The sequence below is a fragment of the Streptomyces sp. NPDC006368 genome, from assembly GCF_040612535.1.
Taxonomy (GTDB): domain Bacteria; phylum Actinomycetota; class Actinomycetes; order Streptomycetales; family Streptomycetaceae; genus Streptomyces.
In genome coordinates this window covers 30146-43664 of record NZ_JBEXQK010000026.1, presented here as the reverse complement: position 1 = coordinate 43664, position 13519 = coordinate 30146, and the positions used below count along the sequence as shown (strand labels likewise).

The 13519-nt window shown below is 73.7% G+C and carries 12 protein-coding genes; 5 read left to right on the top strand and 7 right to left on the bottom strand.

The genetic code is table 11. The annotated features are described in order from the left end of the window. The first annotated feature begins 2 nt into the window (after positions 1-2). Positions 3-908 (top strand): Gfo/Idh/MocA family oxidoreductase, encoded by a 906-nt coding sequence (locus ABZZ38_RS19755; RefSeq protein ID WP_356741432.1) that lies wholly within the window; start codon positions 3-5, stop codon positions 906-908. On the opposite strand, the gene lnt is transcribed toward ABZZ38_RS19755, so the two are convergent. The 5 genes from lnt to ABZZ38_RS19730 all read right to left on the bottom strand — a co-directional run bounded on the left by lnt (position 832) and on the right by ABZZ38_RS19730 (position 5223). Continuing rightward, entirely contained in the window at positions 832-2424 is a 1593-nt protein-coding gene (lnt, locus tag ABZZ38_RS19750) for an apolipoprotein N-acyltransferase (protein WP_356741429.1), read from the bottom strand. The genes ABZZ38_RS19755 and lnt overlap by 77 nt on opposite strands. Before the next feature lie 44 nt (positions 2425-2468). Continuing rightward, positions 2469-2927: a nuclear transport factor 2 family protein gene (locus tag ABZZ38_RS19745; RefSeq protein ID WP_356741425.1), complete on the bottom strand. Its 459-nt coding sequence runs from the start codon at positions 2925-2927 to the stop codon at positions 2469-2471. Between the two features lie 84 nt (positions 2928-3011). Continuing rightward, positions 3012-3227: a hypothetical protein gene (locus tag ABZZ38_RS19740; RefSeq protein WP_356741422.1), complete on the bottom strand. Its 216-nt coding sequence runs from the start codon at positions 3225-3227 to the stop codon at positions 3012-3014. A gap of 276 nt (positions 3228-3503) precedes the next feature. Continuing rightward, positions 3504-4379 carry an undecaprenyl-diphosphate phosphatase gene (locus tag ABZZ38_RS19735; protein WP_356741418.1) on the bottom strand — a complete coding sequence of 292 codons (876 nt, stop codon included), beginning with the start codon at positions 4377-4379 and terminating at the stop codon, positions 3504-3506. Between the two features lie 130 nt (positions 4380-4509). After that, positions 4510-5223 (bottom strand): TVP38/TMEM64 family protein, encoded by a 714-nt coding sequence (locus tag ABZZ38_RS19730; protein WP_356741414.1) that lies wholly within the window; start codon positions 5221-5223, stop codon positions 4510-4512. A 495-nt stretch (positions 5224-5718) separates the two neighbouring features. On the opposite strand from ABZZ38_RS19730, the gene tuf reads away from it, so the two are divergent. Together tuf and ABZZ38_RS19720 are read left to right on the top strand one after the other, a co-directional pair. Then, positions 5719-6906 carry an elongation factor Tu gene (gene tuf, locus ABZZ38_RS19725; RefSeq protein WP_356741410.1) on the top strand — a complete coding sequence of 396 codons (1188 nt, stop codon included), beginning with the start codon at positions 5719-5721 and terminating at the stop codon, positions 6904-6906. Positions 6907-7012: 106 nt separating this feature from the next. Then, positions 7013-7867 (top strand): fused MFS/spermidine synthase, encoded by an 855-nt coding sequence (locus ABZZ38_RS19720; protein WP_356741408.1) that lies wholly within the window; start codon positions 7013-7015, stop codon positions 7865-7867. Here ABZZ38_RS19720 and ABZZ38_RS19715 read toward each other — a convergent pair. Together ABZZ38_RS19715 and ABZZ38_RS19710 are read right to left on the bottom strand one after the other, a co-directional pair. Continuing rightward, positions 7829-9154 carry an MFS transporter gene (locus ABZZ38_RS19715; protein ID WP_356741527.1) on the bottom strand — a complete coding sequence of 442 codons (1326 nt, stop codon included), beginning with the start codon at positions 9152-9154 and terminating at the stop codon, positions 7829-7831. The genes ABZZ38_RS19720 and ABZZ38_RS19715 overlap by 39 nt on opposite strands. Before the next feature lie 86 nt (positions 9155-9240). Then, the gene (locus ABZZ38_RS19710) at positions 9241-10332 is read right to left on the bottom strand and encodes a hypothetical protein (protein WP_356741406.1); all 1092 of its coding nucleotides are present in this window, start codon (positions 10330-10332) and stop codon (positions 9241-9243) included. Positions 10333-10426: 94 nt separating this feature from the next. On the opposite strand from ABZZ38_RS19710, the gene ABZZ38_RS19705 reads away from it, so the two are divergent. Further along, positions 10427-10879 carry a DUF4442 domain-containing protein gene (locus ABZZ38_RS19705; protein WP_356741403.1) on the top strand — a complete coding sequence of 151 codons (453 nt, stop codon included), beginning with the start codon at positions 10427-10429 and terminating at the stop codon, positions 10877-10879. Positions 10880-11046: 167 nt separating this feature from the next. Further along, on the top strand, positions 11047-13515 hold the full coding sequence (locus ABZZ38_RS19700; protein WP_356741401.1) for a glycoside hydrolase family 3 C-terminal domain-containing protein: 2469 nt from the start codon (positions 11047-11049) through the stop codon (positions 13513-13515). Positions 13516-13519: the final 4 nt, after the last annotated feature.

Here is a 13519-nt window from a genome sequence, read left to right as displayed (position 1 = left end):
CCGTGAAGATCGGCTGTATCGGGCTCGGCGACATCGCGCAGAAGGCGTACCTGCCGGTGCTCACGACCCTGCCCGGCGCCGAACTGCACCTGCAGACCCGCACCCCCGCGACGCTCACCAGGGTCGCCGAAACCCACCACGTGCCGGCCGGGCGACGCCACACCGACCTCGACTCGCTGCTCGCCGCCGGGCTCGACGCCGCGTTCGTGCACGCCCCGACCGCCGTCCACCCCGAGATCGTCACCCGGCTCCTGGAGGCGGGCGTCCCCACGTACGTCGACAAGCCGCTCGCGTACGACCTCGAGGACTCACGCCGCCTGGTGGACCTCGCCGAACTGCGCGGCGTCGGCCTCGTCGTCGGCTTCAACCGCCGCTACGCGCCCGCCTACGCGCAGTGCCAGGACCACCCGCGCGAACTGATCCTCATGCAGAAGAACCGCGTGGGCCTGCCCGAGGACCCGCGCACCCTCGTCCTCGACGACTTCATCCACGTCGTCGACACCCTGCGCTTCCTGCTGCCCGGCCCCGCCGACCACATCGACGTACGCGCCCGGATCCGCGACGGGCTCATGCACCACGTCGTGCTCCAGCTGTCCGGCGACGGCTTCACCGCCATCGGCATGATGAACCGGATGAGCGGCTCCACCGAGGAGGTCCTCGAAGTGTCCGGCCAGGACACCAAGCGGCAGGTCGTGAACCTCGCCGAGGTCATCGACCACAAGGGCCAGCCCACGGTGCGGCGGCGCGGCGACTGGGTGCCCGTCGCCCGTCAGCGCGGCATCGAGCAGACCGTGCTCGCCTTCCTCGACGCCGTCGCGGCCGGGAAGGCGCTCACCGCCCGGGACGCACTGCGGACGCACGAGCTGTGCGAGCGGGTGGTACGGGACGCCCTGGACCAGGCCGCCTGAACGACCGTACGGCCCCGGTGGCGCACAGCGCGGACAGAACGGCGAGCGCCCCGTACACCGGCCAGTCCCCGAGGCGCGCGTACGGCGTCGTCGCGCTCGCCAGGGGGACGTCGTACACGGCGGACGCACTGCGCTCCGTACCGAGCGGGGCGCCGATCACCTCGCCGCCGGGCCCGTGGACCGCGCTCACCCCGGTGAGCGTCGCGTGCACCATCGGCCGCCCCGTCTCGGCGGCCCGCAGCGCCGCCAGCGACGCGTGCTGCTCCGGAGCCCAGCTGTCCTGGAACGTCGAGGTGGCGGACTGGGCGATCAGCAACTGGGCCCCGCCGCGGGCCAGGTGGCGGCTCATGTCGGGGAACGCCGACTCGAAGCAGACCAGCGGGCCCAGCCGCAGCCCCTCGTCCCCGACGGTCATCACCACCGGCCCGGCCCCGCGCCTGCGGTCCTCGGTCGCCGCCTTGCCGACCGACGTGGCCCAGCCCAGCACCGAGCGGAACGGGACGTACTCACCGAACGGCACCAGCCGCATCTTGTCGTAGCGGTCACCGGTCGGGCCGTCGGCGCCGACCAGGACACTGCTCTTGTAGATGCCCGGGCGGTCCGAGCGGCGCGCGTCGACATTGACCAGCAGCTCCGCCCCGACCTGCCGGGACAGCGCGGCGAGCCGGCGCGCGAAGTCGGGCCGCGCCGCCAGGTCCGCCCCGACGCTGCTCTCGCCCCACACCACCAGGTCCACGTCCTGGCCGGCCAGCTCGCGCGTGAGCTCCTCGCCGCGCGCGAACCGCCGTTCGGCGCCACCGACCCCGTTGATGACCCCGGGCTGGACCACCGCCACCCGGACCTCCCCGGCCGGCTGCGGGCTGCGTACCCACAGCCACGCCGATCCCATGGCGACCGCGCACACCACGAGGCCCGCAACAGCCGCCGTACGCACGGAGGGGACCGACACCCACACGGTCACCGCCGTGTTGACCGCCACCACCAGCAGGCTGACCAGCCAGACGCCGCCCAGCGACGCCACGCGCAGCGCGGCGTCCACCTGCCACTGACTCGCGCCGAGCAGACCCCAGGGCCCGCCCAGCCCCTCCCACGACCTGACCAGCTCCACCAGCAGCCAGCCGGACGGCACGACGGCGAGAGCGGCGAGCGCCCGTGCCGGAGACGGAACGCCCGCCAGCATCAACCGCACCACCAGGCCCCACGGCGCCCACAACAACCCGAGCAGCGCGGCCAGCACCACGATGAACACATGCAGACTCGGCATGAGCCAGTGGTGCACGGCCAGCATGAAACCGAGGCCGCCCAGCCACCCCTCCACCGCCGCGCGGCGACCGGTCCCCGCCGTACGGATCAGCAGCATCCAGGGCACCAGCGCCACATAGGCCAGCCACCACAGGCCCGGCGCGGGAAACGCGAGCGCGGGCAGCGCCCCGGCGACGACGGCGCCCGCCGCGCGCCACCGGCGCGAGGCGAGCAGGCGCTGAACCGCGTCCCGCCGGCCGACCGGACCCCGCATGCCACGCCTCCTCGGGTGAACGCCCCTCCAGTGTGCGGGAGACGTCAGCCCGTCGACGGTACGCCGGTGGCGCGTCGCCACTTCTCGAGCGCCACCACCGACCGCAGCCGCCATCCGCCCTCCGTGCGGGACAGCGCGAAGGTGTACCGCCCGCCCGCGAGGACGTCGTCACCGGACTCCAGCCGCGCGGCATGGAGGTAGTCGGCCAGCACCTCGGCGCTGTCGCCCGGGTAGCCACCCAGATCCTCGATCCGCACCTGCCGGTTGGCGATGAGGTGCTGGCGCACCGGGGACCGGTGTGACGTTTCCGCCAGCCAGTCGGCCACCTCGCCCGCCGCGCCGGCGATACCGCCCGCGCCCCGGTGGTCGACGCGCCCGTCGCCGGTGAACAGCTCCCGGTACGCCGTCCAGTCCGCGTCGTCCACGGCCACCGCGTAACCGGTGATCAGCTCATCGATGGTCAGCCGGTCCATCACGGTCGCGAGATCCACGCGCTGCGTCATTCGATCAGTGTCGAGCAGGCGGGGCCGCAGGCCAAGAGCCCTGCACACTCCGTGGCGCGCGGTCGCCGGTGCGGGGCGGCCCGCTCACGCGGCCTCCCAGTGGTGCGCGCGTCCGCCGCGCCACTCCACCAGGTGCGGATCGTCGAGCGAGAGGTCGGTCTCGTCGAGCCCGGCGCGCCGCAGGAACTCCAAGAGGTCCGCGTCGTTGTGGGCCAGCCCGACGATCCGTCCGCGTATGGTGACGCGCCGCCCACCGCCGGGGGAGGGGCGGTGCACGACGATGGGTGCCTGCCGGTCCATGGCACCAGGGTGCGCCGGGCGCCGCGTGATCGCACACCTGTGGCCCACCGGCTTCTCGCGTCGCGACCCACGCATTCCCGCCCGTTCACACGGGGTGCGAACGGACTACGCGCATATATGCGGCGCGCGCCCTCGCGCGCGTGCGGCCGGACGCGGGACGCTTCTCTCGCGTGTTCGGGCCGGAGGACCCGGGCCCGGGGCCGCCGGTCACCCCCCCCGGCCGGCGGCCCTCGCTCGCGCCCGCCCGGTCACCGGGACAGGGCGCCGCGGCAAGTGTCAGGCGGCCGACTCGCCCGCGTGCGGGCTGAGCACGCCCAGGGCGACCAGGACGAACAGCACGATGCCCAGCAGGACCCGGTAGATCACGAACGGCATGAAGCTCTTGGTGGTGATGAACTTCATGAACCAGGCGATGACCGCGTATCCGACGCCGAAGGCGATGACCGTCGCGAAGATCGTCGGCCCCCACGCCACATGCCCGCTCTCGCTCGCGTCCTTCAGTTCGAACAGGCCGGAGGCCAGTACCGCCGGGATGGCCAGCAGGAACGAATAGCGGGCCGCCGCCTCCCGCGTGTAGCTCATCAGCAGGCCACCGCTGATCGTCGCACCCGAACGGGACACGCCGGGGATCAGCGCCATCGCCTGGCACAGGCCGAAGATCAGGCCGTCCCTCACACCCAGGTCCCGCAGCGTCTTCCGCTCCGGCGCGGCGCGGTGCTTGCCGCCCTCCTCGACGCGGGCCGCCAGACGGTCCGCGATGCCGAGCACGATGCCCATCACGATCAGCGTCGTCGCGATCAGGCGCAGGTCGCGGAAGGGGCCCTCGATGTGGTCCTTGAGGGTGACGCCCAGCACGCCGATCGGGATGGATCCGACGATGACGAGCCAGCCCATCCGGGCGTCGTGGTCCCCGCGCATCGACTTGTCCGTCAGTGAGCGGAACCACGCGGACACGATCCGCGCGATGTCCTTCCGGAAGTAGATCAGCACGGCCGCCTCCGTACCGATCTGGGTGATCGCGGTGAAGGCGGCACCCGGGTCGGACCAGCCCGCGAAGGCGGCGGTGAGGCGCAGATGGGCGCTGGAGGAGATGGGGAGGAACTCCGTCAGCCCCTGGACGAGTCCGAGGATGAACGATTCGAACCAATTCATGGGGCTAGGGCCGTCCCGAAGGTGCTCGTGCGGTCATGGCGGCAGCAGCGATCAACGCGGTCAAGATTGATCGGCGCCCGGTCGGTGCGCAGCGTACCGTCCCAAGGTGAATGGACGGTTCGCGGGCGGGTCAGCGGGCGCGCAGGCGGTGCCGCTTGCACCAGGCGACGACCGCCGCGGCCAGCCCGGTCAGCACGATGAACCCCATCGCGAACAGGAACGCGGGCGACGTCGGCGACGCGGCCTCGCTGCCCGCGACCACGTACGCGGCGGTGTTCGGGATCGAGCCGATGGCCGTGGCGAGCAGGAACGGCGCGTACCCCATCCGGGAGACCGCCGCGCAGTAGTTCGCCGCGGCGAACGGCACCCCCGGGAAGAGCCGGATCGCCAGCATCGAGCGGAACCCGTGCCGGCTCAGCTGCCCGTCCGCCGCCTTGAGCCAGCGTCCTCGCACCAGCGGACGCAACGCGTCCTGGCCCAGTAGGCGGCCCAGCGTGAAGGCGATGCCCGCCCCCAGAACCGTTCCCGCGACCGCCGCGACGAGCCCGGCCTGCGAGCCGAAGAGGGCACCCGCCGCCAGGTTCAGGAGGGGCCGCGGCACGAAGGCGGCCGTGCACAGCCCGTACGCGAGGGCGAACAGCACCACCGAGCCCGCGCCGCTGATCTGCGGCGGCCAGCCGGCCGAGAGCAGCCGCTGGGGTTCGTACAGCACGACCGCCGCCGCCGCGGAGGCGAGCATCGCGAGGAGCAGCGACAGCCGTGACCAGGGCGACATGAGCGCGCGGGAGCAGCGGATGGCGAGGGTGGAGGGGGTGGCCCGGGGCCGCGTGACGGGGTCGAGCATCCGGGGAGACTAACCGACAAAGGCGAATGATCGCCGTAACGCGGGCCTCACCCCGCCCGGTCGCCGACGTCCGGTCGCCGACGTCCGGTCGCGGACGCCCGGTCGCGGACGCCCGGTCGCCGACGCCCGGTCGCCGGGGACGGTCCCCGGGGGCGGGACCGGGCGGACGGCACTCCCGGGAGGGCCGGGGGAGCCCCGGAAGCCGCGCCGGGACGACCCCGCGCCCCCGCACCGGGGACCGGCGCCCGCGGAAAAACCATTCGACGCCCGTCCGCCCCTGAGCCATGATCAGCGGCATGTTCCGGTACGCCTTCCTCGCAGCGCCGTCCGCAGTCGCGGACGCGCCGAAGGCTGCCGCTGCAAACTTCCCGGCCGATCTCGGCGGCGCCCGAAGCTGACCCTTCCCGGACAGTCCGGTGGACCCCACAGGGGGAGGGTCGGCAAGGCCCAGGGGTCCCGTCGCACTTCACGTTCCGGGAAGGAACCACACCAGCCATGCCCAAGACGGCATATGTGCGCACCAAGCCGCACCTCAACATCGGCACCATGGGTCACGTCGACCACGGCAAGACCACCCTGACCGCCGCGATCACCAAGGTCCTCAGCGCGCGTGCCGGCAGCGGCACGTCCTACGTCTCCTTCGACCGGATCGACCGGGCGCCGGAGGAGGCGCAGCGCGGCATCACCATCAACATCGCGCACGTCGAGTACGAGACGGACACCCGGCACTACGCGCACGTCGACATGCCCGGCCACGCCGACTACGTCAAGAACATGGTCACCGGCGCCGCCCAGCTCGACGGGGCGATCCTCGTCGTCTCCGCGCTCGACGGGATCATGCCGCAGACCGCCGAGCACGTGCTGCTCGCCCGGCAGGTCGGCGTCGACCACATCGTCGTCGCGCTCAACAAGGCCGACGCCGTCGACGACGGCGAGGACACCGTGCTGGCCGACCTCGTGGAGCTGGAGGTGCGCGAGCTGCTCACCGCCCACGGGTACGGCGGCGACTCCGTCCCGGTCGTACGGGTGTCGGGGCTCAAGGCCCTGGAGGGCGACCCGCGCTGGACCGGCGCCATCGAGGCGTTGCTGGACGCCGTGGACACGTATGTGCCCATGCCCGAGCGGTACGTGGACGCCCCGTTCCTGATGCCCGTCGAGAACGTCCTGACCATCACCGGCCGCGGCACGGTGGTCACCGGCGCCGTCGAGCGCGGCACGGTACGGGTCGGTGACCGGGTCGAGGTGCTCGGGGCCGACGTGGAAACGGTCGTCACCGGACTCGAGACGTTCGGCAAGCCGATGGAGTCCGCCCAGGCCGGTGACAACGTGGCGCTGCTGCTCCGCGGCGTCCCACGCGACGCCGTCCGCCGGGGCCACGTCGTGGCCGCGCCCGGCAGCGTCGTACCGAGCCGCCGCTTCACGGCGCAGGTGTACGTCCTGTCGGCGCGCGAGGGCGGCCGGACCACGCCGGTCTCCACGGGCTACCGGCCGCAGTTCTACATCCGCACCGCGGACGTCGTCGGGGACGTGGACCTCGGTGGGACGGCCGTCGCGCGCCCCGGTGAGACGGTCACCATGACCGTCGAGCTGGGCCGCGACGTACCGCTGGAGCCGGGGCTCGGCTTCGCGATCCGCGAGGGCGGTCGCACCGTGGGCGCCGGGACGGTGACCGAGGTGGAGTGAGCCGGGTATCCGCCTCCGCCGGGGCGGCGTCCCGGCGGAGGCGGGCACGTGGCTGCGCGCCGGACCGGCCTCCAGCGGCGTACGGCCACAGGGGCACAATGGGGCGGTGAACGAGCCGCCCTCCGCCCTGCCCGTGCTCCGCGACGTCGACCAGGGCACCGCCAAGCTCATGCCCGACGTGGACCGGGAGCGCGCCTGGCTGCTCACGATCGACGGTGCGCCGCAGTCCTACGTCGACCTCGACGACCCGGCACACCTGGAGTTCGAGTACGCGCGCCGCCTCGCGCACGCCGTGGACTGCGCGGTGCCCGAGGGCGGGGCACCGCGCGTCCTGCACCTCGGCGGCGGGGCCCTCACCCTGCCCCGCCGCATCGCCCTGACCCTGCCCGGCGCGCGGCAGGACGTGGTGGAGGCGGACCGGGGGCTGATCGCCCTGGTCGACGAGCACCTGCCGCTGCCCGGGGGGTCGGGGATCACCGTGCACGCGGCGGACGCCCGGGCCTGGCTCGAAGCGGCGCCCGAGCGGTCGGCGGACGTGCTGATCGCGGACGTCTTCGGCGGCTCACGGGTACCCGCCCACCTGACGTCGGTCGGGTACGCGCGCGCCGCCGAGCGGGTCCTGCGCCCGGACGGGACCTACCTCGCGAACCTCGCGGACGGCGCGCCCTTCACCTTCCTCCGCTCCCAGCTCGCCACCTTCGCCACCGTCTTCGAGGAGCTCGCGCTGATCGCGGAGCCCGCGGTGCTGCGCGGCCGGCGGTTCGGCAACGCGGTGCTGGTCGCCTCGCACCGGGAGATCGACACGGCGCGGCTGGCCCGCCGTACGGCCGCCGACGCGTTCCCCGCGCGCGTGGAGCACGGTGCGTCACTGGCCCGGCTCATCGGCGACGCTCGGCCGGTACGGGACGAGGACGCGGTCGCGTCACCCCGGCCGCCCGACGGCGCCTTCGGCATCGGCTGACGGCTCCGCGGCCGCCGGGGTGCGGCCGGTGACCTCCTTCGTACGCCGGGTCAGGTTCCGTACGTCCGGCACCAGCAGCACCAGCGCGGTCACCACCACGATCAGCGCCGAGCACCCCCACAGCGCCTGCGAACGGCCGACCCATCCCTCCACGGGACCGGCCAGCGCCGTCGACAGCGGCAGCATCGCGGTGGAGCCGAACCAGTCGTACGCCGAGACCCGCGACAGCTTCTCCTCCGGGATCTCCTGGTGCAGCGCCGTCATCCACGCCACCCCGAAGACCTCCAGGGTCACACCGCTGACGAACATCACCGCCGCCAGACCCGCCACCGGCAGCGGCACCGCCAGCGCCGCCGACGGCAACGCCAGAGGGAAGACGCACACCGTGCCGACCAGCAGCATCCGGCGCGGCTTCCAGCGCATCATCAGCACCGCCCCGCCCAGCGTGCCGACGCCGAACGCGGCGAGCGCCAGACCCCAGGGCCGCGCTCCGCCCAGCTCGTCCCTGGCGACCAGCGGCCCGTACACCGACTCGGCCGCGCCGATCACCGCCACGACGACCGAGAACTGCGCGACGATCGACCAGAGCCAGGGCCGGCTCACGAACTCCGACCAGCCCTCGCGCAGGTCCTTCAGCAGCCCGCCCCCGGGCTGCCGCGGGGGTATGTGGCCGACGTCGAGGAAGGCCCGCAGCGCGCCCGCCACCGCGAACGCCGCGGCGTCGATCGCGAGGACCCAGCCGGGTCCCACGGCGGCGACCAGGGCCCCGCCGAGCGCGGCGCCGCCGATGCTCGCGCCGTTCATCGCCATGCGGAAGAGCGCGAACGCGCGGCTGGCCTGCTCGCCACTGACGCTGGACATCAGCATGCCCTCGGCGGCCGGGCTGAAGAACGCCTGACCGGTGCCGCCGAGCGCGGACAGCAGCATCATCTGCCACAGCCGCGCGTCGCCCGTCAGGACGAGGACGGCGAACAGCCCCTGGGAGACGAAGTTGAGGGCGTTCGCGGCCACCATCACGCGGTGGCGGGGCAGCCGGTCGGCGATCGCCCCGCCGACGAGGAGGAAGAGGACGAGCGGCAGCGTGCGGGCGGCCGTCACCAGGCCGACGTCGCCGCCGTCGCCGCCGGACTCCAGCACGGCGAACGCCGCCGCGATGAGGGCGCCGTGCATCCCCAGGCCGGTGACGACCGCGGCGGCGGTCAGCAGGGTGTAGTTGCGGCCCGCCCACTCCGGGCGGCGGGTCCGGCGGGCACGACGGGGCCCGGGTCGGGGCGCGGCGGCGGGAATGGTCACCCCGGGACTATGCCCACCGCCGCGCCCCTGCGCAAAACCGTTGTGGCGTGAAACCGCTCCGCGCGGAGCCGTGCCACGACCTAGGAGGCGGGTTCGGCCAGTCGCACCGTGCTGAGGATCCGCTGGACGGTCGCGTCCGGCAGCTGGTCCTTGACGCCCGCGGCGCCGTACAGGACGAAGGTGGCGAAGTCACCCCTGGCGTTCTTGAAGGAGAACGCCAGGGCCTTGCCGTCCGTGTCGCACTTGCCGCTCGCCTTGGAGTTGCGCGCGGTGGCCGTCGAAACGTGCCCGGAGAGCCCGGACTTGGTGGTGTAGGGCTTGCCGTCGGAGGGCTTGACCGCGCTCTTGGACTCGTCCTGCGCGTAGCCGCCGTACACCCACCAGGCGGCCTCGTTGCGGGCCAGCTCCTGGGTGTTCTTGGCGCCCTGGCCGCCCTTGGTGCCGGCGGTGCTCAGACTCCAGGTCTCGTCGCGGCCGTCCTTGTCGACGTCGTCGGCGCACCACTCGTCCTTCAGATACGCCGGTGACGACATGGTGACGAGCGGGGAACCGTCGCCCTTCTTCTCGTCCTCGAGGCCCATGATGGTGCCCGGGCCGGCGACCTCCCAGTCCGCCGGGACGTCGAAGAGGGTGCCGTGCTTGGGGTTGGAGACGACCTTCCACCCGGGGATCGTGGGCTTGGCGGCGTCGGAGCCGTCGCGCGGGTTGTCGATCGCGCTGGGGCTGGACTCGGTGGACGCGCTCTGCGAGGGCTTGTCGTCCCCACCGGCCTTCGTCTTCGTGCCGTCGTCCTTCAGGACGAGGAAACCGGTGACGCCGGCGGCCACGACGACCGCCGTGGCGGCGGCGATCGCGATGACGGTGGTCTTCTTCCCGCCACCGCCCCGCGGGGGCATGGGCGAACCGGGCGGGTGGCCGGGCACGGCGTACTGCGGCACGGTCGGCTGCTGGTACGGGTTGGGCTGCGGGTAACCCGGCTGCTGGGGATGGGCGGGCTGCGCGTAACCGGGCTGCTGCTGGGGCTGCGGCGGGTGGCCGGGCACGGCGTACTGCGGCGCGGTCGGCTGCTGGTACGGGTTGGGCTGCTGCGGGTACCCCGGCTGCTGGTACGGGTTCGGGTTCTGGTCCTGCGGGTTCTGCTCGCCCCCGGGCGGCTGCTGTCCTGGCCACATGGCGAGTAACCATAGAGGTGCGGGGTGCCGGGTGCCACGCCCGCCCCTGTGGCGGTGGGTTCCCGTCCTTGCTACTGCCTGGTAACTTCGGGGCATGTCCGAGACCCTGCCGAACATCGGCGAGATGCTGCTGGCCACCGTTCCCATGGCCAAGACCCTGAACCTGGAGGTCGTGGAAGCGACCGCCGAGCGCGCCGTGCTCCGCCTGCCCGACCAGGGTGACTTCCACAACCACGTCGGCGGCCCGCACGCGGGCGCCATGTTCACGCTGGGCGAGTCCGCCAGCGGCGCCATCGTCATCGGCGCCTTCGGCGACCAGATGGAGCGAGCCGTGCCGCTCGCCGTCAAGGCCGAGATCGGCTACAAGAAGCTCGCGATGGGGGTCGTCACCGCCACCGCGACGCTGGGCCGCACCAAGGCGGAGGTCGTCGCGGAACTGGACGCCGGGCAGCGCCCCGAGTTCCCGGTGCACGTCGCCATCACGCGCGAGGACGGCGCGGTCACGGGCGAGATGACCATCGTCTGGACCCTGCGCCCCCACGCGTGACACCCGGCACGCGCGCGTGAGGCCGCCCCCGCACCCCTCCCTCGGGTACGGGGGCGGCCCCGTTGCCGGCCGGCGCTGCGGGGCGGCACGCCGGCCGGCGGTCCGTTCGGCGGCGCGCCCCCGCGGTCTGACACCGCGCCAGGTGAATTCTCACGCATAGTGCGCTTATGTCAGAAGAGTCCGAACCCCTCTCGCGGAGAACCACCCTCCGCCTGTTCACCGGAGCCGTCGCCGCCGCGGCCGCCACCGGAACCGGTCTCCCCCCGGCCAAGGCCGCGCCCGGCCACAGCCGCGTCGACGAGCTCCTCGCGCGGCTCACCCTCGACGAGAAGCTCTCCCTCCTGCACGGTGCCAAGGACCCCCGCGGCCTCGGCCAGGCCGGGTACGTCCCCGGCGTACCGCGCCTGCGCATCCCCCCGCTGCGGCTGGCCGACGGCCCCGCCGGCGTACGGCTCCGAACGGCCCGCGCCACCGCCCTGCCCGCGCCCGTGATGCTGGCGAGCAGCTTCGACCCCGCGCTGGCCCGTGAGTACGGCCGGGTCATCGGCCACGAAGGCCGGGCGCTCGGTCAGGACGTCCAGCTGTCACCGATGGTCAACCTGATCCGCACCCCGTACGCCGGGCGGAACTTCGAGACCTTCGCCGAGGACCCGCTCCTCTCCGCCGACCTCGCCGCCGAGGAGATCCGCGGCATCCAGGGCGAGGGACTGATCGCCACGGTCAAGCACTTCGCCCTCAACAACCAGGAGACGGACCGCACCACCATCGACGTACGGGTCGGCGAACAGGCCCTGTACGAAACGGAACTGCGCGCCTTCGAGGCCGCCGTCGCGGCGGGCGCCGGAGCGGTGATGGGCGCGTTCAACAAGGTCGACGGCGTCCACGCCTGTGAGAACCCCGCCCTCCTCACCGGCGTGCTGCGCGAGCGGTGGGGCTTCGACGGCTGGGTCATGAGCGACTGGGACGCCACCCACAGCACCGCCCCCGCCCTCACCGCGGGCCTCGACATGGAGATGCCGTCCGGCCGCTGGTTCGGCGAGCCGCTGCGGCGCGCCGTACGGGACGGCACCGTGCCCGAGGCCACCGTCGACCGCGCCGTACGCCGCGTCCTCGTCCTCATGGACCGCTTCGGGCACCTCGACGGCACCGCGCCCGCGCGCCCCGTCCGCGACGCGCAGGCCGGCGCCCGGCTCGCGTACCGGGTCGCCGTCGCGGGCGCCACACTGCTGCGCAACGAGCACGCCACCCTGCCGCTCACCGGCCCCGCCGCCCGCTCCCTCGCCGTCATCGGCCCGACCGGCGCGCGGCCCCTCGTGGGCGGAGGCGGCAGCGCCCACGTCGTCCCCGACCGGGCCACCGCCCCGCTCGACGAGATCACCGCCCGGGCGGGAAGCGGTGCCCGGGTCACGTACGCCCTCGGCGAGGACCTGTACGGCAAGCCGCTCCCGGGCACGTCCCACGGCGCCGGGTTCGAGGGCGGCACCGTGCCCGCCGGCGACACCTGGACGTACGACGGCACGCTGACCGTGGGCGAGGCCGACGAGTGGACCTTCCTGGTCCACTACAGCGGCGAGCGGCCCGAGGTGCACCTGGACGGCACGGAACTCTTCCCCGTACGGGACCCCCTGGACGAACTCTTCGACGGCTTCGGACTCGCCGCCACCGCCCCCGACGGCCTCAAGGTCCGCCGCACGACCCTCTCCCTCCCCGCCGGCCGCCACCCCCTGCGCGTGGCCGCGAAAGGCGGCACCAAGGGGCAGGTCTTCCGGCTGCGCCACATCACGGGCGCCACGCGCGCGGTGGACGTCGCCGAAGCCGTACGCGCCGCCCGCGCCGCGGACGGCGTGGTGCTGTTCGCGTACGAGGACGCCGTCGAGGGCCGCGACCGTGCCACCCTCGCGCTGCCGGGCAATCAGGAGGCGCTGATCGACGCGGTCACCGCCGCCAACCCCCGTACCACCGTCGTCCTCAACACGTCGTCCGCCGTCACCATGCCGTGGCTGGAGCGGGCCGGGGCCGTCCTGCAGATGTACTACCCGGGGCAGGAGGGCGCCGCCGCGACCGCCGCCGTGCTGTTCGGCGACGCCGACCCCGGCGGCCGGCTCACCCAGACCTTCCCCGTCTCCGACTCCCGCCACCCGACGGCCGGCGACCCGCGCCGCTACCCCGGCACCGGCGGCGTCCAGGAGTATTCGGAAGGGATCAACGTCGGCTACCGCTGGTACGACGCGGAGGGCGTGCAGCCGCTGTTCCCGTTCGGGCACGGCCTGTCCTACACCACGTTCGCGTACACCGGGCTCGTGGTGACGCCCGCGCGCGGCGGCGGCCTCACGGCCAGCTTCACCGTACGCAACACCGGGCGGCGCACCGGAGTCACCGTCCCCCAGCTGTACGTCGGCCCTTCCCCGGACCTCGCGCTGGAGCAGGCGCCGCACGTACTGGCGGGCTACCGGCGCCTGGAGCTGGCGCCCGGCCGGATGCGCCGCGTCACCATCCCCATCGCCGCCCGCACCCTGTCCTCCTGGGATCCGGCGCGGCACGCCTGGGTCCTCGGAACGGGGACCCGCACGGTACGGCTGGGGACCTCCGCCCGGGACCTCCGGCTCACCGCGCGGGCGAGGGTGCTCCCACTGTGACGAG